The 20,699-nt window shown below is 67.9% G+C and carries 19 protein-coding genes; 7 read left to right on the forward strand and 12 right to left on the reverse strand.

The annotated features are described in order from the left end of the window. Positions 1–28 precede the first annotated feature (28 nt). Entirely contained in the window at positions 29–1,795 is a 1,767-nt protein-coding gene (locus tag RMP09_RS16445; protein WP_310567065.1) for an amidohydrolase, read from the forward strand. A 65-nt stretch (positions 1,796–1,860) separates the two neighbouring features. Here RMP09_RS16445 and RMP09_RS16450 read toward each other — a convergent pair whose 3' ends face one another. The 9 genes from RMP09_RS16450 to RMP09_RS16490 all read right to left on the reverse strand — a co-directional run bounded on the left by RMP09_RS16450 (position 1,861) and on the right by RMP09_RS16490 (position 10,260). Continuing rightward, positions 1,861–2,481, reverse strand: a complete 621-nt coding sequence (locus RMP09_RS16450; RefSeq protein WP_310567066.1) for a YdeI/OmpD-associated family protein — start codon at positions 2,479–2,481, stop codon at positions 1,861–1,863. Further along, positions 2,478–2,870: a DUF2784 domain-containing protein gene (locus RMP09_RS16455; RefSeq protein ID WP_310567067.1), complete on the reverse strand. Its 393-nt coding sequence runs from the start codon at positions 2,868–2,870 to the stop codon at positions 2,478–2,480. Before RMP09_RS16455 ends, RMP09_RS16450 begins: the two co-directional genes overlap by 4 nt. 39 nt (positions 2,871–2,909) lie before the next feature. Beyond that, entirely contained in the window at positions 2,910–3,128 is a 219-nt protein-coding gene (locus RMP09_RS16460) for a hypothetical protein (RefSeq protein ID WP_310567068.1), read from the reverse strand. A gap of 195 nt (positions 3,129–3,323) precedes the next feature. Beyond that, a complete protein-coding gene (locus RMP09_RS16465) occupies positions 3,324–4,487 on the reverse strand; it encodes an ABC transporter substrate-binding protein (protein ID WP_310567069.1) in 1,164 nt (387 codons plus the stop codon). Between the two features lie 48 nt (positions 4,488–4,535). Beyond that, positions 4,536–6,392 (reverse strand): long-chain fatty acid--CoA ligase, encoded by a 1,857-nt coding sequence (locus tag RMP09_RS16470; protein ID WP_310567070.1) that lies wholly within the window; start codon positions 6,390–6,392, stop codon positions 4,536–4,538. Between the two features lie 115 nt (positions 6,393–6,507). Next, entirely contained in the window at positions 6,508–7,296 is a 789-nt protein-coding gene (locus tag RMP09_RS16475; protein WP_310567071.1) for an ABC transporter ATP-binding protein, read from the reverse strand. Between the two features lie 31 nt (positions 7,297–7,327). Further along, positions 7,328–8,158, reverse strand: a complete 831-nt coding sequence (locus RMP09_RS16480) for an ABC transporter ATP-binding protein (RefSeq protein ID WP_310567072.1) — start codon at positions 8,156–8,158, stop codon at positions 7,328–7,330. A 139-nt stretch (positions 8,159–8,297) separates the two neighbouring features. Next, a complete protein-coding gene (locus RMP09_RS16485) occupies positions 8,298–9,374 on the reverse strand; it encodes a branched-chain amino acid ABC transporter permease (RefSeq protein ID WP_310567073.1) in 1,077 nt (358 codons plus the stop codon). A 10-nt stretch (positions 9,375–9,384) separates the two neighbouring features. Then, positions 9,385–10,260: a branched-chain amino acid ABC transporter permease gene (locus tag RMP09_RS16490; protein WP_310567074.1), complete on the reverse strand. Its 876-nt coding sequence runs from the start codon at positions 10,258–10,260 to the stop codon at positions 9,385–9,387. 208 nt (positions 10,261–10,468) lie between these two features. On the opposite strand from RMP09_RS16490, the gene RMP09_RS16495 reads away from it, so the two are divergent. From RMP09_RS16495 to RMP09_RS16510, 4 genes are all read left to right on the forward strand, one after another. Beyond that, positions 10,469–11,869 carry an acyclic terpene utilization AtuA family protein gene (locus RMP09_RS16495; RefSeq protein WP_310567075.1) on the forward strand — a complete coding sequence of 467 codons (1,401 nt, stop codon included), beginning with the start codon at positions 10,469–10,471 and terminating at the stop codon, positions 11,867–11,869. Next, positions 11,866–12,246, forward strand: a complete 381-nt coding sequence (locus RMP09_RS16500; RefSeq protein WP_310567076.1) for a hypothetical protein — start codon at positions 11,866–11,868, stop codon at positions 12,244–12,246. The genes RMP09_RS16495 and RMP09_RS16500 overlap by 4 nt, the downstream gene beginning before the upstream one ends. 145 nt (positions 12,247–12,391) lie before the next feature. After that, positions 12,392–13,186 carry a crotonase/enoyl-CoA hydratase family protein gene (locus tag RMP09_RS16505; RefSeq protein WP_310567077.1) on the forward strand — a complete coding sequence of 265 codons (795 nt, stop codon included), beginning with the start codon at positions 12,392–12,394 and terminating at the stop codon, positions 13,184–13,186. Positions 13,187–13,238: 52 nt separating this feature from the next. Beyond that, a complete protein-coding gene (locus RMP09_RS16510) occupies positions 13,239–13,991 on the forward strand; it encodes a type 1 glutamine amidotransferase (protein ID WP_310567078.1) in 753 nt (250 codons plus the stop codon). 19 nt (positions 13,992–14,010) lie between these two features. Here RMP09_RS16510 and RMP09_RS16515 read toward each other — a convergent pair whose 3' ends face one another. Continuing rightward, positions 14,011–14,442, reverse strand: a complete 432-nt coding sequence (locus tag RMP09_RS16515; RefSeq protein WP_310567079.1) for an acyl-CoA thioesterase — start codon at positions 14,440–14,442, stop codon at positions 14,011–14,013. A gap of 41 nt (positions 14,443–14,483) precedes the next feature. On the opposite strand from RMP09_RS16515, the gene RMP09_RS16520 reads away from it, so the two are divergent. After that, positions 14,484–16,304 (forward strand): ABC transporter ATP-binding protein/permease, encoded by a 1,821-nt coding sequence (locus RMP09_RS16520; RefSeq protein ID WP_310567080.1) that lies wholly within the window; start codon positions 14,484–14,486, stop codon positions 16,302–16,304. 348 nt (positions 16,305–16,652) lie between these two features. On the opposite strand, the gene RMP09_RS16525 is transcribed toward RMP09_RS16520, so the two are convergent. Continuing rightward, on the reverse strand, positions 16,653–18,203 hold the full coding sequence (locus RMP09_RS16525) for an acetyl-CoA hydrolase/transferase family protein (RefSeq protein ID WP_310567081.1): 1,551 nt from the start codon (positions 18,201–18,203) through the stop codon (positions 16,653–16,655). Positions 18,204–18,385: 182 nt separating this feature from the next. Between RMP09_RS16525 and RMP09_RS16530 the strand changes: the two genes are divergently transcribed. Continuing rightward, entirely contained in the window at positions 18,386–19,312 is a 927-nt protein-coding gene (locus tag RMP09_RS16530; protein WP_310567082.1) for a LysR substrate-binding domain-containing protein, read from the forward strand. A gap of 6 nt (positions 19,313–19,318) precedes the next feature. On the opposite strand, the gene RMP09_RS16535 is transcribed toward RMP09_RS16530, so the two are convergent. After that, positions 19,319–20,665 (reverse strand): aspartate aminotransferase family protein, encoded by a 1,347-nt coding sequence (locus RMP09_RS16535; RefSeq protein ID WP_310567083.1) that lies wholly within the window; start codon positions 20,663–20,665, stop codon positions 19,319–19,321. Between the last annotated feature and the right edge of the window lie 34 nt (positions 20,666–20,699).

Genomic DNA, 20,699 nt, shown 5'->3' on the forward strand with positions numbered 1-20,699 from the left:
ACCCCACCACAACACGGAGACAAAACCCATGACGTTCCCTCTCAAATCCCTCGCCGCCGCCCTGCTGGTGGTCGCCGCCGCGCAGGCGCAGGCCCACGAAGAGGCCGCGCCACCGTGCACGCAGCTCACCGTCTTCACCGCCAAAAAGTTCTACACCATGAACCCCGGCCACCCTGAGGCCCGCGCCGTGGCTGTGTGCCGCGACCGCATCGTCTCGCTGGGCGATTCGCTGGACGACCTGAAGGAATGGACCAGCAAGGTGCCCACCACCGTGGACACCCGCTTCGCCGACAAGACGGTGTTCCCCGGCTTCATCGAGGCGCACTCGCATCCGCTGCTGGGCGCCATCACCGCCAACCTCCCCGCCATCGCCGCGCTGGACACGCCCCAGGCCTACGGGCCGGACATCAAGGGTGTGAAGAGCGAGGCCGAAGCCTTTGAACGCATGCGCCGCTACGAGGCCGAGATGAAGGACCAGACCACCCCCATCCTGATCTGGGGCTGGGACGTACCGGCGATGGGCCGCCACCTGACGCGCCAGGACCTGGACAAGATCTCGACCACCCGCCCGGTGCTGGTGTGGGACGCCTCCCAGCACCACGGCTACGTCAACAGCGCGCTGATCGCCCAGCGCAAGATCCCGGCCGACCTGAAGCTGGTCGGTGTCGGGCACGACGCCAGCGGTGAACTGAACGGCCAGTTCCTGGGCGTGCCGGCGGCCAGCTACGTGATCCTGCCGCTGCTGGCCAGCAAGCTGGCGCCGGCCGAGGCCTCGCGCCTGATGCGCTGGTTGGTGGACCTGAACCGCCGCAACGGCATCACCACCACCACCGACCACTCCATGGGCATCTTCAACGTGGACGCCGAGGCCGGTCTGCTCAACGCCATGTTCAACAACCCGGACACGCCGCAGCGCCTGATGGCCATTCCAGACATGCGCAGCTTCGTGGCCAAGTACGGCACGGCCGAAAAAGCCATCGAAGCCGTGAACGCCCTGCAGGCCAAGAACACCGACCGCCTGACCTACCGCGGTGTCAAGTTCTTCACCGACGACAGCTTCAACGGCCTGACGTTCAAGCCGGGCGGCCCGGGCTATATCGACGGCAGCACCGGCCAATGGATCACGGCGCCCGACAAGCTCGAAGTCCTGATCGAGCCGTGGTGGAAAAACGGCCAGCAGATCTTTGTGCACTCCATTGGCGTGGAGGCGCAGGACGTGACGCTGGACACGCTGCGCAAGCTGCAGGCCAAGACGCCGCGCTCGGACCACCGCTTCACCTTTGAGCATGTGGGCATGGCGCGCTACGACCAGATCCGCGCCATGAAGGCCCTGGGCGCCAACGCCAACGTGAACCTGTATTACGTCTGGCTGCGCGGGGAGTCGTACCCCAAGACCTTCGGCAAGGACCGCGCCGAAGACCTGTCGCCCGTGGGCACCCTGGTGCGCGAAGGCGTGCCGACCACCTTCCATTCGGATTACCCGGTGGCGCCGCCCAAGCCGCTGCTGGGCGTCACGCTGGGCCTGACGCGCCTGGGGCAGTCCGGCAGCAAGACGCTGGGCGCCGGTGAGCGCATCAACCTCGACCAGGCGCTGCGCATGATCACCATCGATGCCGCCTACGTGCTGGGCATGGACCACAAGGTCGGCAGCATCGAACCCGGCAAGCTGGCCGATTTCACCGTGCTGGAACAGGATCCGCACAACGTCAAGCCGGCGGCGATCCGGGACATTCCGGTGTGGGGCACGGTGCTGGGCGGGCGCGTGTTTCCGGCGTCGGAGATCGGCAAGCGCTGAGGTCGCCGGGCCAGTGGCCCGGGTGTCGGGGCCGGTCCGGGTGACCGGCCGGTCGCGGAACCCGGTCAGCGCTCGTTGGCCCCCTTGCCCGCCAGGATGTGCGTGCGGGCCTTGGTGATGCGGGCCACGCGCGTGGCCGCCGTCTTGGCCGACGCGAGGTGGATCGCATAACTGCGCTGGCGGCCCGGGGTGAGCGCATGAAAGGCCTCGGCCAGCTCGGGGTCGGCGTCCATCGCCTCCACCAGTTCATCGGGCAGTTCCAGCGCATGCGCTTCTTTCGGCGGCAGAACGCCGGCGTCGGCGTAGCCCATCGCCTCCAGCAGGTAGGCGCGGATCGACGCCGCCCGGTCGTCGACCTGTGCGCTCGCGGTGAAGCGGATCGAGTCGGGGTGGCGCGTGTTCGGGCCCTGCCGCTCCAGCAGTCCGTCGGGGTCCTTCATCAGCGCGGCGTTGAAAAAGTTGAGCCGGAAGTCACCCTGCAGCGCACCGATGAGCACGATGTTGCGCCCGGCGTGCATGTAGCAGGGGTGGCCCCACTTCACCGTTTCGATCAGCCCGGCCGATTGGCAGATGGCACGCAGACCGGTCAAGCCGTCGTGCCACTTGTTGGCCGAGCAGGCGGGGGTGGCGAAGCGGTCGCACCGGCCGCAACCCTTCGAAAAGAAGTCCTCGATGTCCGTGATCATTGGTCAGGCCTCACCCACCACCAGGCGCACGCCACCAGCCCTGCGAAACCGGTGTAGGTCGCCACAAACACCCACCAGGGCAGGTCCCAATAGAGCAGGCGCGAGAGCCAGTGCTCGATGAAGCTCTCTCCGTAGGCGCCTTGTCCGGCCAGCCGCCGCAGGTCCTGTTCCCACACCGTCAGCGGGCACAGCCGCCCCAGCCAGGCCTGGGCGGCGATGAAGAGCATCAGGCCCAGGTGCGTGAGCCGCAGGCCGCGGTGGCGCACCCAGTGCCAGCCGCGCACACCACCCGCCAGCACCAGGGGCAGCAGGCCCACCACGAAGAGCACGATGCCCATGTGCAGCGCCAGCAGGGTATCGGCGAGCAGGGCCGCTGTGGCGGGGTTCATGCTGCCCGTCAGCGCTGGTGGTGCGAGGGGTGCACGCTGTCACTTGCGCGCGCTGATCAGCAGCACGAGGCCGCCTGCCACGATTGCCGCCACGCCGGCCCACACGGGGATGTTGACCCGGTTTTCTTCCCGGACTTTGAGTTCCAGGGGGCCCAGTTTGGCTGCGGTGCTTTCCGTCGTGTACGAGAAGCCGCCGTACACCAGGACGGCGATCCCGGCGACGATGACGATCAATGCGGCGATGCGTGCGATTCCCATGGTGCTGCCTTCTGAAAGGGGGATGGGTTGCCCGGTGGCGCCATTGGACCCGGGCCGGCTTCCGTGTTCGTAGGATAGGTCCTATGCCCGCCGTAGGCCAAGGCCGCAGTCGAAAAAAAGCCGCCAACGCACCCGGCGTGGCGGCTCTCGCGCATGGCCTGTCGGCGCAGGCAGCGCGCAGGCTCTGACCTGAAATCAGTTCTTCGGGTAGTCGGCGATCACCTTCCACTTGCCGTCCACGATCTGCGACAGGCGCGAGGCGTTGCTGCCCAGGCGCTTGTTGGGGCCGAAGCTGGCCTGGGCGCTGCCGAAGATGTCGGACGGGATGGTCATGCTGTCCATGGACTTGACGAAGCTGTCGGTCGTCAGGTTGACGCCGGCCTTGCCCGCGGCCTTGGCGAAGGTGTCGATGATGTTGTAGCCGTAGACCGAGAACACGGTCGGGTCTTCGTTGAACTTGGTCTTGTACTTGTTGGCCCAGAAGCGCACGGGTTGCGAGGCGTCGTCCAGGTAGGGGTTCTGCACCGTCATGGTGGCGTAGATGCCGTTCATGGCCGGGCCGCCGAGCTTGTGGATCAGGTCGGTGTAGAGCGCGCTGCTGCCCATGAAGGTGGGGTTGAAGCCGAGCTTGCGCGCGGTCGCGACGGTGCCCACCGTCTCGCGGATGATGGTGCCGAGCACGACGAAGTCGCACTGAGCGGCGGCGAGCTTCTGCATCTGCGAACCGAAGTCGGTGGCTCCGCGCTTGAAGCTGGCTTCTTCGGCCATTTCCATGCCGATGGACTTCAGGCCTTCCTTGGCGCCGCGCACCACTTCGAGGCCGAACTCGTCGTCCTGGTACACGGCGCAGACCTTCTTGGCGCCTTTCTCTTTCACCACCTTGGGCAGCGAGTTCTTCATCTGGTCAAAGTAGGTGGCGGCGAACGAGTACTTGAGCTTGTGGAAGGGCTCGTACATTTCGCGCGCGGCGGTGACCGGGAAGAAGTTGACGACGTTCTTCTGGAACTGCACCGGCATGGCGGCCATGTTCTGCGCCGTGCCCAGGTGGCCGACCATGGCGAAGATCTTGTCCTGGTTGACCAGCTTCTGCGCCGCGAGCACGGCGTTCTTGGGGTCGTACTTGCTGTCTTCCACCAGCAGCTTGAGTTTGCGGCCGTTGACACCACCCTGCTCGTTGATCTCGTCCACGCGCAGGTTCATGCCCAGGCGGATCTGCTTGCCGAAGCCCGCCAGCGGGCCGGAGAGGTCCTGGATCGTGCCGAGGACGATTTCATCCTTGCTCACGCCCTGTTGCTGGGCCAGGGCGGCGCTGGCCGATAGCGCCAGCGTGGCGGCGGTCAGGGTGGTGCGGACTTTCATGGGGCGGGTCTCCTAGGGTGGATGAAAACGGTGGGGCGGCAATCGGGCTCAGCGGTACATGGCGTCGATCTGCTGCGCGTACTTCTGCTGCACCAGCTTGCGTTTGAGCTTCATGGTGGGCGTGAGTTCTTCGTCTTCGGCGCTCAGCTGGGTTTCGAGCAGCCAGAAGTGCTTGATCTGCTCGACGCGGGCGAACTTCTTGTTGGTCGCATCGATGACGTCCTGGATCAGCTGCTGCACCTCGGGCGCGCGGGTGAGGCTGGCGTAGTTGGAGAAGGGCACGTCGTGGTCCTGGGCAAATTTCTCGACGTTTTCCTGGTCGATCATGATGATCACGGTGAGGTAGGGCCGCTTGTCGCCGATCACCACCGCATCGGTGATGTAGGGCGAGAACTTGAGCTCGTTCTCCAGTTCGCTGGGGGTGATGTTCTTGCCCCCGGCGGTGATGATGATGTCCTTCATGCGGTCGGTGATGCGGAAAAACCCTTCCTCATCGACCATGCCCACATCGCCGGTGTGCAGCCAGCCGTCGGCGTCGATGGTCTCGGCCGTTTTCTCGGGCAGGTTCAGGTAGCCCATGAAGACATTGGGGCCGCGCACCAGGATCTCGCTGGTCTGCGGGTCGAGCTTCACTTCGTTGAACTGCGCGGCCGGTCCGATGCTGCCGGGCTTGATGCGCGCGGCCGGGACGCCGGTGGACGCGCCGCAGGTCTCGGTCATGCCCCAGACCTCCAGCATGGGCACGCCCAGGGCCAGGTACCAGCGCACCAGCTCGGGCGAGATCGGGGCCGCGCCGGTCACGAGGAAGCTGGCGCGGTGGATGCCGATGAGCTTGCGCACGTTGTCCAGCACCAGCAGGCGCGCGGCGCGGAACTGCAGCTTCAGTCCGCCCGGCACGGCCTCGCCCTTGAGCACATGGTCGGCCACGCGCTGGCCCACGCCGATGGCCCAGGCGTAGGCGGCCTGCTGCAGGCCGCTGGCTTCCTTGAGCGCGATCATCACGCCGGAATAGAACTTCTCCCACACGCGCGGCACGGCGGTGAACACCGTGGGCGCGATCTCGCGCACGTTCTCGGGCACGGTCTCGGGGTTCTCGACGAAGTTGAGCCTGGCCCCGGTGTAGAGCGAGAAGTACTCGCCGCCCATGCGTTCGGCGATGTGGCACAGCGGCAGGAAGCACATGCACTCGTCGGTCTCGTTGCGGGCGATCAGCGTGTTGTAGCCGCGCACGGTGTAGGCCAGGCCCTGGTGGGCGTGCATCGCGCCCTTGGGCTTGCCGGTGGTGCCCGAGGTGTAGACCAGGATGGCCAGGTCCTGCGGCCGCACGGCGGCCACGCGCTGGTCCAGCGCCTGCGGGTGCCGGGCCAGGTGCTCGCGGCCCAGCTGGCGCAACGCGTCCAGGCTGATGACCTGCTCGTCGTGGAAGTCGCGCAGGCCTTCCATGTCGAACACCACGATCTTCTTCAGCTTCGGCAGCTGCTGGCGCACTTCGAGGGCCTTGTCCAGCTGTTCGTCGTCCTCCACGAACAGCACGGTGGTGCCCGAGTCCTCGCTGAGGTACTGCACCTGTTCGGGCGCGTCGGTGGGGTAGATGCCGTTGGACACGCCGTTGGCGCTGAGCACGGCCAGATCGCACAGCACCCATTCGACGTTGGTGTTGGAGAGGATGGACGCGGTCTCCCGTTCGGAGAAACCGATGGCGATCAGGCCGTGGCCGATCTCGCGCACCGCCTGGCCGACCTGGGTCCAGGTCCAGCTGTGCCAGATGCCGAATTCCTTTTGTCGCAGCCAGATGTTGGCGCCGCGTTTGTCCACCGCGTTCCAGAAGATGGCGGGCAGGGTCTCGCCCGGCATGACGTCGTCGGTCTGCGGGCGGATGTGGGACAGGTCCCAAAGGTAGCTCATGGTGTGCCTCGTGAGCGGGCCAGACAGGTCCGTTCGCCCTGAGCCTGTCGAAGGGCTCTGGCGGTGCAAGGTGTGAGGGCTTCGACAGGCTCAGCCCGAACGGCGTGGTGGGTCCTCATCGCCAGTTCTTCTTTTTCTTCCAGCGCCGGTCGGCGCGCACGCCTTCGGCCTTCATGCCGAGGTAGAACTCCTTGATGTCCTCCTTCTCGCGCAGGCGGGCACAGGTGTCTTCCATCACGATGCGGCCGTTCTCCAGCACGTAGCCGTAGTCCGATGCATTGAGCGCCATGTTGGCGTTCTGCTCGACCAGCAGGATGGTGGTGCCGCGCTCGCGGTTGATGCGCACCACGATCTCGAAGATCTCCTTGGTCAGCTTCGGGCTCAGGCCCAGACTGGGTTCGTCCAGCAGGATCAGGTCGGGGTTGGCCATGAGCGCGCGGCTGATGGCCAGCATCTGCTGCTGCCCGCCCGAGAGCAGGCCGGCGTCCTGCGCGGCGCGTTCGCGCAGGATGGGGAAGTAGTCGAACACCCGCTCCATGTCGCGCGCCACGCCGTCGCGGTCGCTGCGGGTGTAGGCGCCCATCAGCAGGTTGTCGCGCACCGACAGCAGCGGGAACACCTCGCGCCCTTCGGGCACGTGCATCAGGCCCTGCTGCACGATCAGGGCCGGGTCCAGGGCGGTGATGTCGTTGCCCTTGAATCCGATGCTGCCCTTGCGCGGGTCGATGATGCCGCTGATGGTCTTGAGGATGGTGGTCTTGCCGGCGCCGTTGCTGCCCAGCACGGTGGCGATCTCGCCGCGCCGCACCTGCAGGCTGACGCCGCGGATGGCCTTGATGGGGCCGTAGGCGCTCTCGACGTTGAGCAGTTGCAGCACAGGCTGGTCGGAAACAGGCACGGTCATGCGCGCACTCCTGGGGGGCATCCGGCGGTGCTCATGCGGACTCCTTCATGGTGCTCTCCCGGCGCAGGCTGGACACGTCGTCCACCGTGCCCAGGTAGGCCTCGATCACGCCGGGGTGGCTTTGCACCTCGGCCGGGGTGCCGGTGGCCAGTTCGGCGCCCATGCTCATGGCCAGCACGCGATCGGACACCTTGGACACCAGGGTCATGTCGTGTTCCACCATCAGCACCGTGATGCCCAGTTCGTTCTTGATGTCGCTGATCCAGAACGCCATGTCTTCGGTCTCCTCCACGTTCAGGCCCGAGGACGGCTCGTCCAGCAGCAGCAGGCGCGGTTCGGTGCACAGGGCGCGCGCCAGTTCCACCACCTTGCGCACGCCGTAGGGCAGGCCGGCCACCAGCGATTCGCGGTGGTGCTGCAGGTCCAGAAAGTCGATCACCTGTTCCACCTTCTCGCGCGCGGCGATTTCGGCGGCGCGGGTCTTGCCGCTGAACAGCATCTCGCTCCACAGGCCGGTCTGGCGCTGCGTGTGGCGGCCGATCAGCAGGTTCTGCAGCACGGTGGCGTGTTCGAACAACTCGATGTTCTGGAAGGTGCGGGCGATGCCCAGGCCGGCCACCTTGTGCGGCGGCTGCGCGGTCAGCGGCAGCGGGCCGTCCGCGCCGTTGAACAGGATCTGCCCGCTGGTGGGCGTGTAAATGCGGCTGATGAGGTTGAACACCGTGGTCTTGCCGGCGCCGTTGGGGCCGATGAGTGTGAACACCTCGCCCTTCTTCACGTCGAAGCTCACGTTGTTGACCGCCAGCACGCCGCCGAAGCGCACGCTGAGGTTGCTGGCCGAGAGAAGCAGATCGTCGGTCATGAATCCTCGCCATGGAGAGAACGGTCCGAGTGCAGATGCACCAGCCCGGAACACCGCGCAACCGGCTTTGCCGGGGCGCAGGTGTTGCCCCCTTGAGGGGGGATGCGGCTACACGCAGTGAGCAAGCAACGGGGGTGGGTCATTTCAGACGGTCCGATTTCTGGAACGACTTCTGCCGCTTGAACATGCCCTTGCGGTAGAACGGGAACAGCTGGAACCAGGTGCGCACCTTGAGCCAGCGGCCGTACAGGCCCATGGGCTCGAACAGCACGAAGGCGATCAGCACCGCGCCGTAGACCGTGCCCTGCAGGCCGGTGGACTGGCCGATGGCCTCGGGCAGGAAGTCCTTGCCCAGTGAGATCAGCTGCGGCATCACGATCAGGAAGATCGCGCCGAGGAAGGCGCCGTGGACCGAGCCCAGGCCACCGATCACCACCATGAGCAGCAGGTCGATGGACTGCACGATGGAGAACTGGTCGGGCGAGAGGAACTGGATCTTGTGCGCGTACAGCGCGCCGCCGATGCCGGCCAGCGCGGCCGAGAGCGCGAACGACAGGGTCTTGTAGCGCGCCAGGTGGATGCCCATGCTCTGCGCCGAGATTTCGGAGTCGCGGATGGCGACGAAGGCCCGGCCGGTGGACGCGCGCAGCAGGTTGATGATGGCCAGGGCGGCGCCCACGCACAGCACCAGGCACAGGAAGTAGAAGCCCTCGGTGGAGTCGATGGCCCAGCCGCCGATGGCCGGCGGGTTGACCGACAGGCCGGCGTTGCCACCCGTCACATGCTCCCAGCGCGCCAGCCCTTCTTCGACGATGAAGCCGAAGGCCAGCGTGGCCATGCCCAGGTAGATGCCCTTGACCCGCAGCGCCGGCAGCCCGACCACCATGCCCACCGCGGCCGAGAGCAGGCCGGCGCAGGCGATCGAGATCGGGAACGGCCAGCCTGCGTTGGTGAGCACCGCTTCGGTGTAGGCCCCCACGCCCAGGAAGGCCGCGTGGCCCAGCGAGAACAGGCCGGTGAAGCCGGACAGCAGCATCAGGCCCAGGCCGACGATGGCGTAGATCAGCACGAAGGTCAGCTGCGCCAGCCAGTACTCGGGCAATGCCCAGGGCGCGGCGACGAGGAACAGGCCCAGCAGGCCGTACCAGAACACATGGCCGCCGTGTTTGGCCAGGCGGATGTCCTGGTCGTAATCGGTCTTGAAGATAAAACGCATGTGGCTGGCCTCAGACTTTCTTGCGCAGTTTTTCGCCAAAGAGGCCGTTGGGTTTCAGGACCAGCATCAGCAGCACCACGATGTAGGGCGCGATGTCCTTGAAGCCTTCGGGCAGGTAGAAGCCCGAGACGGCTTCGACGATGCCGATCACCAGCCCGCCGACGATGGCGCCGGGCAGGCTGCCGAAGCCGCCCACCACCGCGGCCGGAAAGGCCTTGAGCCCGATGAAGCCCATGTTGGCGTGCACGAAGGTGATGGGCGCCAGCAGCAGGCCGGCGATGGCCGCCACGCCGGCCGCCAGGCCCCAGACCAGGCCGTTGAGCCGCTGCACCGGGATGCCCATGTAGTAGGCGGCCAGCTGGTTCTGCGACGCGGCCTGCATCGCGATGCCCAGCTTGCTGTACTTGAACATGGCGAACAGGCCACCACAGAGCAGAGCGGTGACGCCGATGACGACCAGCTGCTCGGCCGACAGCACCAGGGCGCCCAGGCGCAGCACCTCGCCCGCGTAGGGCACGGCCAGGGTGTGGGTGTCGGTGCCGATGTTGGGGATCATGGTGATGACGCCGCGCAGCACGTAGCCCACGCCGATGGTCAGCATCACGATGGAGAAGGCCGGCTGGCCCAGGATGGGGCGGATCACCAGCCGTTCGACCACGACGCCGAACAGGCCCATGCCCACCACCGCCGCGGGCACCGCCAGCCAGAACGGAAAGCCCAGCAGCGTCATGGTCAGCAAGCCGCCGAAGGCGCCGACCATCATCAGGTCGCCTTGCGCGAAGCTCACGGTCTCGGTGGCCTTGTAGATCAGCACGAAGCCCAGGGCGATGAGGCCGTAGATGCAGCCCTGGGCCACGCCGCTGATCAGCAGTTGCAACAATTGCACGCAAGGTCTCCTGTGTGGTCGTGGACGGGTGGTGCCGCATGGTGTGTGCTGCCCAGTCCATCGGTGGTGCGGCGGTTATATCGGTCTTGCTCGAAACCGGCGCTAGGGTTGACCCCAGCGGCCGTCGCTCACGTGCCTACCGCATCGCGCCTCTATTTTCACCAAGCAATCGCTTTGCAAAAATAGGGAATGCCCTTATGCTGCCGCCATGAAATCGATCCGCATCGGCGCCGGTCTCGGCTTTTACGGTGACCACTGGGAACCTGTGGTCGCGAGCATCGAACGCGGCGAGGTGCAGTGCATCGCCAGCGACCACCTGGCCGAACTGACGCTGGCCATCCTGCAGAAAGACCGCCAGCGCGACCCGGGCCTGGGCTATGCGCGCGACGTGGTGCCCATGCTGTTGCGGCTGTGGCCGCTGATGCAGGCGCGCGGCGTGCGCTTCGTCTGCAACGCCGGCGGGCTCAACCCGATGGGCGCCGCCCAGGCGGTGCGGGCGGCGCTGGCGGCCAAGGGCTGGCACCCGCGCATCGCCGTGGTCAGCGGCGACGACGTGCTGCCCCAGTTGCAAGATCCCGCGCGGCCCGACGCCGCGCTGGCGCACCTGTTCACCGGCGAGCCGGTGGCGGCGGTGCGCGAACGCCTGGTGTTCGGCAACGCCTACCTGGGCGCCGCGCCCATCGTGCGGGCGCTGGGCCTGGGCGCCGACATCGTCATCACCGGCCGCGTGGCCGATGCGGCGCTGTTCCTCGGGCCCATCGCCCACGGCCTGGGCTGGGACCTGAACGCGACCGACGCCGCCGGGCTGGCCCGGCTGGCGCAGGGCCTGACCGTGGGCCACCTGCTCGAATGTTCGGGCCAGGGCAGCGGCGGCAACTTCGGCAGCCAGGGTGCGTGGAAGGACATTCCCGATCTGGCCCACATCGGTTTCCCGATCGCCGAGGTGTGGGAGGACGGTACGGCCCTGATCACCAAGGCGCCCGGCACCGGTGGGCGCGTCAACTACGACACCGTGCGCCAGCAGCTGCTGTACGAGGTGCACAACCCGCACGCCTACCACTCGCCCGACGTGGTGCTGGACATGGGGGGCATCCACCTGCACGACGAGGGCCACGACCGCGTGCGGCTGACCGGCGCGCGCGGCACGGCGCCGGGCGACCGGCTCAAGGTGGTCGCCGGTTTCAGCGATGGCTTCAAGGCCGAGGTGACCTGGGGCTTTGCCTGGCCCGACGCCTGGGACAAGGCGCAGGCCGCCATCGCCACCATCCGCACCCAGCTGGCCGAGCGGCGCGTGCCGCACGATGAGCTGTACGTGGAGTACCCGGGCCTGAACTCGGCCCACGGCCCGCTGGCGCCGCTGCCGCCACCCGAACAGCTCAATGCCATGAACGAGCTCTGGACCCGGCTGGTCTTGCGCACGCAGGTGAAGGCCGCCGCCGATGGCTTTGGCCGCCTGTTCCCCTGGATCGGCCTGAGCGGCCCGGCCTACACCTGCGGCTTCACCGGCCTGCACAACACCGGCGAGCTGCTGGGCATCTGGCCGACGCTGATTCCGCGGGCCGAGGTGGAGCCCGGCGTCAAGGTCGAACTCATTGGAGGCAAGGCATGAGCACGGTGCGCATTCCCCTGGTCCGCCTCGCGCACGCGCGCAGCGGCGACAAGGCCGACTGGGTGGATTTCGGCCTGTTCGCCTGGAACGCCGCGGGCTACGCGATCCTCGAACGCGAGGTCACGGCCGAACGCGTGCGGCAGCACTTCGCGCCCTGGCTGCCGGGTGAGGTCGAGTGCTGGCCGCTGCCCAACCTCCTGGCGCTGAAGTTCGTGCTCAAGGGCGCGTTGCAGGGCGGCGGCGCGCGCAACCTGCGGCTGGACAACCTGGGCAAGGCGATGGCCGGGGCGCTGCTGCGCCTGGAGATCGAGGTGTCGGAAGACGCGTTGCAGACGGCTCTGGACGAACGACGCGTCGGCTGGTGGGGTGAACCATGACCCCCACGCTCCACCGCTGCGCGGGTCGCTGCCCCCCCACGGGGGCTGATTCGGCTGGGGGCGGCCCGTCGCCGAATCGTATGAGCGCCCGCCCGGCCGTTCCGAAGGGCGCTCGCACCGCCGCCGCCAGGGCGAAGGTCATCCAGTGACCACCGTCACCACCGAAATCCTCGACGACCTGCACGTCGTCACGCTGAACCGCCCCGAGGTGCGCAACGCGGTCGACGGCGAGACCGCGCAGGCGCTGCACGCCGCCTTCCTGGCCTTCGAGGACGACCCGGCCGCGAAGGTCGCGGTGTTCCACGGCGCGCACGGCCACTTCTGCGCCGGCTGGGATCTGCAGCACGGCGCGCGGCTGGCCGCGACCGGGCAGGGCGGTGCGCTGTCGCAGCTGGACTTTCACAGCGATGACGCGCGCGCCATCGGCCCCATGGGGCCGTCGCGCTTGCGCCTGTCCAAGCCGGTGATCGCGGCCGTCAGCGGCGCGGCGGTGGCCGGCGGCCTGGAACTGGCGCTGTGGTGCGACCTGCGGGTGGTGGAGGCCGACGCCTACTTCGGCGTCTACTGCCGGCGCTTCGGCGTGCCGCTGATCGACGGCGGCACGGTGCGCCTGCCGCGCCTGATCGGCATGGGCCATGCGATGGACCTGATCCTCACGGGCCGCAAGGTCGAGGCCGCCGAGGCCCTGCAGATGGGGCTGGCCAACCGCGTGGTGCCCACCGGGCAGGCGCGCCCGGCGGCCATCGCGCTGGCGCGGCAGCTCGCGGCATTTCCGCAGGCCACCCTGCGCGCCGACCGCGAGAGCGCGTTGGCCCAGTGGGACCTGCCGCTGGGTGAGGCGCTGCAGCAGGAGTGGCAGCGCGGGCGCGCCCGCATCCCCGACGCGCTGGAGGGGGCGGTGCGGTTCACGCAGGGCGCGGGCCGGCACGGCACCTTCTGAACCGCGCCGATTGGCCCCCCGGCCGCCGGGCGATCTGGCGATCATCGCGGCCATGACCCAGCCCTTGACCGATCAACCGTTCGACACGCCCGAGGTGCTGGTGCTGCAGCACCTGCAGGACGATGGCCCGGGCCACCTCGGCGACTGGCTCACGTCACAGGGCGTGCGCTGGCGCGTGCTGTGCACCGAGGCGGGCGATGCCTACCCGGCGTCGGTGCGCGGTTACAAGGGCTTGGCGGTGCTGGGCGGCGCCTGGAGCGCCAACGACGACCGGCCCAGTCTGCGCCAGGCCGAGGCCCTGATCCGCGAGGCCGATGCGCTGGGCATTCCGGTGATTGGTCACTGCCTGGGCGGGCAGCTCATGGCGCGCGCTTTCGGTGGGCGCGTGCGCACGCTGGAACAGCCCGAGATCGGCTGGCGGCCGCTGCAGATCGGCCGCGGCCGCCTGGCGCGCGAATGGCTGGGCGATGCAGAGCAGGCGGTGGTCTACCAGTGGCACCACGACAGTTTTGTGCAGCTGCCGCCCGGCGCCGAACTGCTGGCCGCCTCGCCCGCCTGCCCGCACCAGGCGTTTGCCATCGGCCCGCACCTGGCGATGCAGTTCCACATCGAGATCACGCCGCAGAAGATCGACGCCTGGCTGGCCCACCCCGGCGCCGCCTACCCCCAGATGCTGGCCCACCACCCCGAGACCGTGCAGAGCCCGGCCGCCATGCGGGACGCCACCCGGGCGCACCTGGCCGGCAGCCAGGCGCTGGCCGAGCGCATCTACCGCGCCTGGCGCGCGCGCTGGAAGCGCGGCTGAGCCCTTCAGGCCAGCCGGTTCAGGCCGGCAGGTTCAGGCCGTCCTTGGGAATCGGCGTGGGCCGGCCCTGGTCGTCGATGGCGACGTAGGTCAGGCTGGCCTCGGTCACCTTCACGTACTGGCCCTGGGCCCTGAAGCGTTCGGCGAACACCTCGACCTGCACCGTGACGGAGGTGGTGCCGATGCGCGTGACGTGGGCGAAGAAGCTCAGGATGTCGCCCACCCGCACCGGCTGCTTGAAGATGAACTGGTTGACGGCCACGGTCGCCATGCGGCTGGGCACATAACGCGCCGGCAGCACCGAGCCGGCCAGGTCGACCTGGGCCATGACCCAGCCGCCAAAGATGTCGCCATTGCCGTTGGTGTCGGCCGGCATGGGGATGACCTTGAGCACCAGTTCGCGGCCCTCGGGCAGGTCGGCCTCGGGGCGGGGGCTTGATTCATTGGACATGGGCACAATCTCGGACACAAAACAGTCCTGGATTGTCCCCCATGCGCCGTGCCTCGAACGCCTTGCCTGCCCCGGCGGGCAGTGTCCCCTTGCCTTCTTCCCGCCGGTCCGACTGGGCCACGCTCTCGCGCCTGTTGCCCTACCTGTGGCAATACAAGTGGCGTGTGATGGTGGCGCTGGCCTTCATGGTGGCGGCCAAACTCGCCAACGTGGCCGTGCCCTTGCTGCTCAAGCGGCTGGTGGACGCGATGACCATCGCCCCCGGCAGCACCGCCGCGCTGCTGGTGGTGCCGCTGGGCCTGATCGTGGCCTACGGCGCGCTGCGCCTGTCCAACACGGTGTTCACCGAACTGCGCGAGCTGGTGTTCGCCAAGGCCACCGAAGGGGCGACGCGGTCCATCGCGCTGCAGGTGTTCGGCCACCTGCACGCGCTGAGCCTGCGCTTCCACCTGGAACGCCAGACCGGCGGCATGACGCGCGACATCGAGCGCGGCACGCGCGGCGTGCAGTCGCTCATCTCGTACTCGCTCTACAGCATCTTCCCGACGCTGATCGAGGTGGTGATGGTGCTCACGCTGCTGGGCACCCAGTTCGACATGGGCTATGTCTGGATCACGCTGGCCGCGCTGGTGCTGTACGTGGGCTTCACCGTGACGGTGACCGAGTGGCGCACCCAGTTCCGCCGGACCATGAACGAACTCGAATCGAGCAGCCAGACCAAGGCCATTGATTCGCTGCTCAACTACGAAACCGTCAAGTACTTCAACAACGAGGCCTTCGAGGCACGGCGCTACGACGAGGCGCTGGAAAAGCTGCGCCGCGCACGCATCAAGAGCCAGACCACGCTGTCCCTGCTCAACGCGGGGCAGCAGCTGGTGATCGCGGTGGCGCTGGTGCTGATGCTCTGGCGCGCCACCCAGGGCGTGGCCGATGGCCGCATGACGCTGGGCGATCTGGTCATGGTCAACGCCTTCATGATCCAGCTCTACATCCCGCTGGGCTTCCTGGGCGTGCTCTACCGCGAGATCAAGCAGAGCCTGACCGACCTGGACAAGATGTTCGTGCTGCTGGAGAAAGAGCGCGAAGTGGCCGACGCGCCGGGCGCGGTGCCCCTGGTGCTGGACGGTCCGCCGGCCATCCGCTTCGAGAACGTGCGCTTCGCCTATGAGCCGGCGCGCGAGATCCTGCACGGCATCAGCTTCGATATCCCGGCCGGGCAGACGGTGGCGGTGGTCGGGCCGTCGGGCTCGGGCAAGAGCACGCTGGCGCGGCTGCTCTACCGGTTCTACGACATCGGTTCCGGTGCCATTCTCATCAACGGCCAGGACATCCGGCAGGTCACGCAGTCCAGTGTGCGCCAGGCCATCGGCATCGTGCCGCAGGACACGGTGCTGTTCAACGACAGCATCGAATACAACATCCTCTACGGCCGGCCCGAGGCGGGGCACGACGCGGCGGTGGCGGCGGCGCAGGCGGCACACATCCACAGCTTCATCGAGAAGCTGCCGCTGGGGTATGCGACCACGGTGGGCGAGCGCGGGCTCAAGCTCTCGGGCGGCGAGAAGCAGCGGGTGGCGATCGCGCGCACGCTGCTGAAGAACCCGCCGATCGTGATTTTTGACGAGGCGACCTCGGCGCTGGACTCGGCCAATGAACGGGCGATCCAGGCCGAGCTGAAGACGGCGGCGCGGAACAAGACCTCACTGGTGATCGCGCACCGGCTGTCGACGGTGGTGGATGCGCATGAGATCCTGGTGCTGGAGCATGGGGTGATCGTGGAGCGGGGGACGCATGCGGAGCTGGTCTCGCGTGGGGGGACTTACGCGGGGATGTGGGCTTTGCAGCAGTCTGGGGCGGACTGACGCTCTTTGTCGTTGCCTGGTTGGCTGTCGTGGCAGGCCGGGTCTCGGCCCGGCGGCCGACTCACTTTCTTTTGCTTCGCCAAAAGAAAGTAAGCAAAGAAAAGGCGAGCCGAAGTCCGGGGCCCTGCGGGCTGCCTTGCGCTGCTCGGTTCGCGGGGGACATTCGCAAACTTGTCCGCTGCGCGGCCTTCGGACACGCGAATGTCTGATCCCCGCGCCCCTGCGCTGCTCAGCCCGGCCTTGACGGCGGTGGGGTCGGGAGCGGGGGCGGGGGCGGACTTTCCCTCAGGGCTCAGTGTCTTCACTCCCTCGCCCTCTCGCGGGAGTGGGCCGGGATGAGGGCTGGTTTCAGTCCGCCAGCATCTTCCCGGTCTTCTCGTACCGTGCGTGCCAGCTCAGCGCTTCTTCCAGTAGGTGCGGGGTGTGCATGCCGGCGTGGCCTGCTTTGGCGTTGGCTTCGCTGCGTTCCACGTAGTCGAGCAGGGCGGGTTTGAAGTCGGGGTGGGCGCAGCGTTCGATGATCAGGCGCGAGCGCTGGCGCGGGGACAGGCCGCGCAGGTCGGCCAGGCCCTGTTCGGTCACGACGATCTGCACGTCGTGTTCGGTGTGGTCCACGTGGCTGACCATGGGCACGATGCAGCTGATGCTGCCGCCCTTGGCGGTGGACGGCGTCATGAAGATGGAGAGGTAGGCGTTGCGCGCGAAGTCGCCCGAGCCACCGATGCCGTTCATGATGCGCGTGCCCATCACGTGGGTGGAGTTCACGTTGCCGTACAGGTCGGCCTCGATCATGCCGTTCATCGCGATCAGGCCCAGGCGGCGGATCACCTCGGGGTGGTTGCTGATCTCCTGCGGCCGCAGCACGATGCGCTCGCGGTAGAAGTCCAGGTTGTGATTGAACTCCTGCATCACCTCGGCTGAGAGCGAGATCGCGGTCGACGAGGCCATGGTCATCTTGCCGGACTTGAGCAGCGCCAACATGCCGTCCTGCAGCACTTCGGTGTAGCCCTGCAAGCCGGTGAAGGGGCCGTCGTTGAGGCTCTCCATCACAGCGTTGGCGATGTTGCCCACGCCGGACTGCAGCGGCAGCAGTTCGGGCGGCAGGCGGCCCTGCTGCACTTCGCTGTGGAAGAAGTCCATCAGGTGGCCGGCGATGCGGCGCGAGGCCTCGTCGGGCGCGGTGAAGCGGGTGTCGCGGTCGGGCAGGTGGGTCTCGACCACGGCAATCACCTTGGCCGGGTCACAGCGCAGGTAGGGCTCACCGATGCGGTCGCCCGCGTGCGTCATCGGGATCGGCTTGCGGTGCGGCGGGCGCTCGGTGCCGTAATAGATGTCGTGCATGCCTTCCAGGGCCAGCGGGTGGCCGTGGTTGACTTCCAGAATGACCTTGTCGGCCTGGTCCAGCCAGGTCTTGTTGTTGCCCACCGAGGTGGCCGGGATCAGGCGGCCGTCTTCCAGCACGCCGGCCACTTCGATCACCGCGACGTTCAGTTTGCCCAGGAAGCCGAACCACACGTACTGCGCCACGTGCGAGAGGTGGATGTCGGTGTAGGCCATCTCGCCGGCGTTGATGCGGGCGCGGCAGGTCGGGTCGGACTGGTAGGGCAGGCGCATGTCCATGCCGCCCACCTTGGCCAGCGCGCCGTCGAGTTCGGGCGCGGTCGAGGCGCCAGTCCACAGGCCGATGGTGAAGGGCTGGCCGGCGTCGTGCTGCTGCTGGATGTGTTTCGCGAGCGCCAGCGGCACCTGCTTGGGGTAGCCGGCGCCGGTGAAGCCGCTCATGCCCACGTGGTCGCCGTGGTGGATGAGGGCGGCGGCCGCGTCGGCCGACATGATTTTCTGGCGCAGCCCTTCGTGGGCGATGCGGGACGGGAAGACAGCGGGCGGGTTCTGGGTCATGGGGATGGAAGTAAGGGTTAACCCTATGTTTTCTCTATCGTAACGGATGGGGCCGCCGCCCAAACCCGGGAAAAGCCGGGGAATGTGCGGTATCGGACGACCCTCCGTGCTTCGCACTGCGGGGCTAAGCGCCTTCGGAACGGCCGTGCGGCGCTCATGCACGGCGCGCATAATCCGCCGCCATGGAAACCAAGTGGCTGGAAGATTTTGTGAGCCTGGCCGAGACGCGCAGCTTCAGCCGTTCCGCGCAGCTGCGGCACGTCACGCAACCCGCGTTCTCGCGCCGCATCCAGTCGCTCGAAGCCTGGGCCGGCACCGACCTGGTGGACCGTTCGTCCTATCCCACGCGCCTGACCGCCGCCGGCCAGGTGCTGTACGAACAGTCGTTGGAGATGCTGCAGGCCCTGCAAAGCACGCGCGCCATGCTGCGCGCGCACACCGCGGCGGCGCAGGACGTGATCGAGTTCGCCCTGCCGCACACCCTGGCCTTCACCTTTTTTCCGGCCTGGCTGTCCGACCTGCGCGAGAGCTGTGGCCCGATCAAGAGCCGGCTGATCGCGCTGAACGTGCACGACGCGGTGATGCGCCTGGTCGAGGGCAGCTGCGACCTGCTCATCGCCTACCACCACAGCTCACAGCCCATCCAGCTGGACGCCGCGCGCTACGAAATGCTGCCACTGGGGCAGGAAGTGCTCTCGCCCTACGTCAAGCCCAACGAGCAGGGGGAGCCGCTGTTCCGCCTGCCCGGCACCCAGGCCCACCCGCTGCCCTACCTGGGTTACGCGCCCGGCGCCTACATGGGCCGTGCGGTGGAGCAGGTGCTCAAGGCCAGCCCCACCCCGGTGCACCTGGACCGCATCTACGAAACCGACATGTCCGAGGGCCTCAAAGCCATGGCGCTCGAAGGCCACGGCATCGCTTTCCTGCCGGCCAGCGCGGTGCGGCGCGAACTGCGCAGCCAGCGCCTGGTGCGGGCCGGCGAGGGCCTGGAGACCACGCTGGACATCCGCATCTACCGCGAGCGCCCCGGCATCCGCAAGGCCAAGGGCTCGCTGGACACGTTCTGGAACGATCTTGAGGCGCACCTGAGCGCGGTGCGCCCTCGTTGATCCTCGTCAGTCCGTCGCGGCCAGAGCCTCGCCCAGCGCGTTGACCAGGGCGTCGATCTGCGCGGCCGTCGCGGTGAACGGCGGCGCCAGCTGGATCGTGTCGGCGCCGTAGCGCACGTAGAAGCCCTGTTTCCAGCAGCGCATCGCCACCTCGTAGGGGCGCCTGGCCGGTTCGCCCGGGGCGTGCGCGATCGACAGCCCGGCCGCCAGGCCGTAGTTGCGGATGTCGACCACGTGCTTCGCGCCGCGCAGGCTGTGCACCGCGGCTTCGAACTTGGGCGCCAGATCCCGCACCATCTGCGGCACGTTGTCGCGCTCCAGCAGGTCCAGCGTCGCCAGGCCGGCGGCGCAGCCCAGCGGGTGGGCCGAATAGGTGTAGCCGTGGGCGAACTCGACCAGGTAGTCGGGGCCGCCCACGGCCATGAAGGTGTTGTAGATCTCCGAGGTGGCGACCACGCCGCCCAGCGGCACCGCGCCGTTGGTGACCTGCTTGGCGAAGTTCAGGATGTCGGGCGTCACGCCGAAGGCCTCGGCACCGGTCCAGGCGCCGCAGCGGCCGAAGCCGGTGATGACCTCGTCGAAGATCAGCAGGATGTGGTTCTGCGTGCAGATCTCGCGCAGGCGCTTCAGGTAGCCCACGGGCGGAATCACCACGCCGGCCGAACCCGAGAAGGGTTCGACGATGACGGCGGCGATGTTGCTGGCGTCGTGCAGCGCGATCAGGTCCAGCAGGCGGTTGGCCAGCGCCTCGCCGCCTTCGGCCGGCATGCCCTTGATGAACGAACCGGCCGGCGGCTGGGTGTGCGGCAGGTGGTCGGCTTCGACGCCCTGGCCGAAGGTCTTGCGGTTGCCGCCGATGCCTCCGACCGAGATGCCGCCGAAGTTGACGCCGTGGTAGCCCTTTTCGCGGCCGATGAAGCGGGTCTTGCTGGCCTGGCCCTTGAGGCGCCAGTAGGCCCGGGCCATCTTGAGCGCGGTGTCGGCCGACTCCGAGCCGGAGCCAGTGAAGAACACCCGGTCCAGGCCGGCGGGCATGTGCTGCACGATCTTCTCGGCCAGCTGGAACGCGGCCGGGTGGCCGAACTGGAAGGCGGGCGAGTAGTCCAGCGTCGCGGCCTGCTGCGCGATCGCCTGGGCGATCTCGCTGCGGCAGTGGCCCAGGCCGCAGGTCCACAGGCCCGAGAGCCCGTCGAAGATGCGGCGGCCCTGGGCATCGATCAGGTGCACGCCTTCGCCCGCGACGATCAGGCGCGGGTCGGCCTTGAACTGGCGGTTGCCCGAGAAGGGCATCCAGTGGGCGTCGAGCTGGGCAGCGGTCAGGCCAGCGGTGGCGTGCAGGTCGGTCATGTCCATGGTGGGGTTCCGGTAGGGGAAAAAGCAGCCGCGG

The sequence above is a fragment of the Hydrogenophaga sp. genome, assembly GCF_031426985.1.
Taxonomy (GTDB): Bacteria; Pseudomonadota; Gammaproteobacteria; order Burkholderiales; family Burkholderiaceae_C; genus Hydrogenophaga.

Excerpts from the sequence above, each read along its gene's own strand:
- RMP09_RS16445 (WP_310567065.1), top strand. The coding sequence starts at position 29 with ATGACGTTCCCTCTCAAATCCCTCGCCGCCGCCCTGCTGGTGGTCGCC.
- RMP09_RS16450 (WP_310567066.1), bottom strand. The coding sequence starts at position 2,481 with ATGATCACGGACATCGAGGACTTCTTTTCGAAGGGTTGCGGCCGGTGC.
- RMP09_RS16455 (WP_310567067.1), bottom strand. The coding sequence starts at position 2,870 with ATGAACCCCGCCACAGCGGCCCTGCTCGCCGATACCCTGCTGGCGCTG.
- RMP09_RS16460 (WP_310567068.1), bottom strand. The coding sequence starts at position 3,128 with ATGGGAATCGCACGCATCGCCGCATTGATCGTCATCGTCGCCGGGATC.
- RMP09_RS16465 (WP_310567069.1), bottom strand. The coding sequence starts at position 4,487 with ATGAAAGTCCGCACCACCCTGACCGCCGCCACGCTGGCGCTATCGGCC.
- RMP09_RS16470 (WP_310567070.1), bottom strand. The coding sequence starts at position 6,392 with ATGAGCTACCTTTGGGACCTGTCCCACATCCGCCCGCAGACCGACGAC.
- RMP09_RS16475 (WP_310567071.1), bottom strand. The coding sequence starts at position 7,296 with ATGACCGTGCCTGTTTCCGACCAGCCTGTGCTGCAACTGCTCAACGTC.
- RMP09_RS16480 (WP_310567072.1), bottom strand. The coding sequence starts at position 8,158 with ATGACCGACGATCTGCTTCTCTCGGCCAGCAACCTCAGCGTGCGCTTC.
- RMP09_RS16485 (WP_310567073.1), bottom strand. The coding sequence starts at position 9,374 with ATGCGTTTTATCTTCAAGACCGATTACGACCAGGACATCCGCCTGGCC.
- RMP09_RS16495 (WP_310567075.1), top strand. The coding sequence starts at position 10,469 with ATGAAATCGATCCGCATCGGCGCCGGTCTCGGCTTTTACGGTGACCAC.
- RMP09_RS16500 (WP_310567076.1), top strand. The coding sequence starts at position 11,866 with ATGAGCACGGTGCGCATTCCCCTGGTCCGCCTCGCGCACGCGCGCAGC.
- RMP09_RS16510 (WP_310567078.1), top strand. The coding sequence starts at position 13,239 with ATGACCCAGCCCTTGACCGATCAACCGTTCGACACGCCCGAGGTGCTG.
- RMP09_RS16515 (WP_310567079.1), bottom strand. The coding sequence starts at position 14,442 with ATGTCCAATGAATCAAGCCCCCGCCCCGAGGCCGACCTGCCCGAGGGC.
- RMP09_RS16520 (WP_310567080.1), top strand. The coding sequence starts at position 14,484 with ATGCGCCGTGCCTCGAACGCCTTGCCTGCCCCGGCGGGCAGTGTCCCC.
- RMP09_RS16525 (WP_310567081.1), bottom strand. The coding sequence starts at position 18,203 with ATGACCCAGAACCCGCCCGCTGTCTTCCCGTCCCGCATCGCCCACGAA.
- RMP09_RS16530 (WP_310567082.1), top strand. The coding sequence starts at position 18,386 with ATGGAAACCAAGTGGCTGGAAGATTTTGTGAGCCTGGCCGAGACGCGC.
- RMP09_RS16535 (WP_310567083.1), bottom strand. The coding sequence starts at position 20,665 with ATGGACATGACCGACCTGCACGCCACCGCTGGCCTGACCGCTGCCCAG.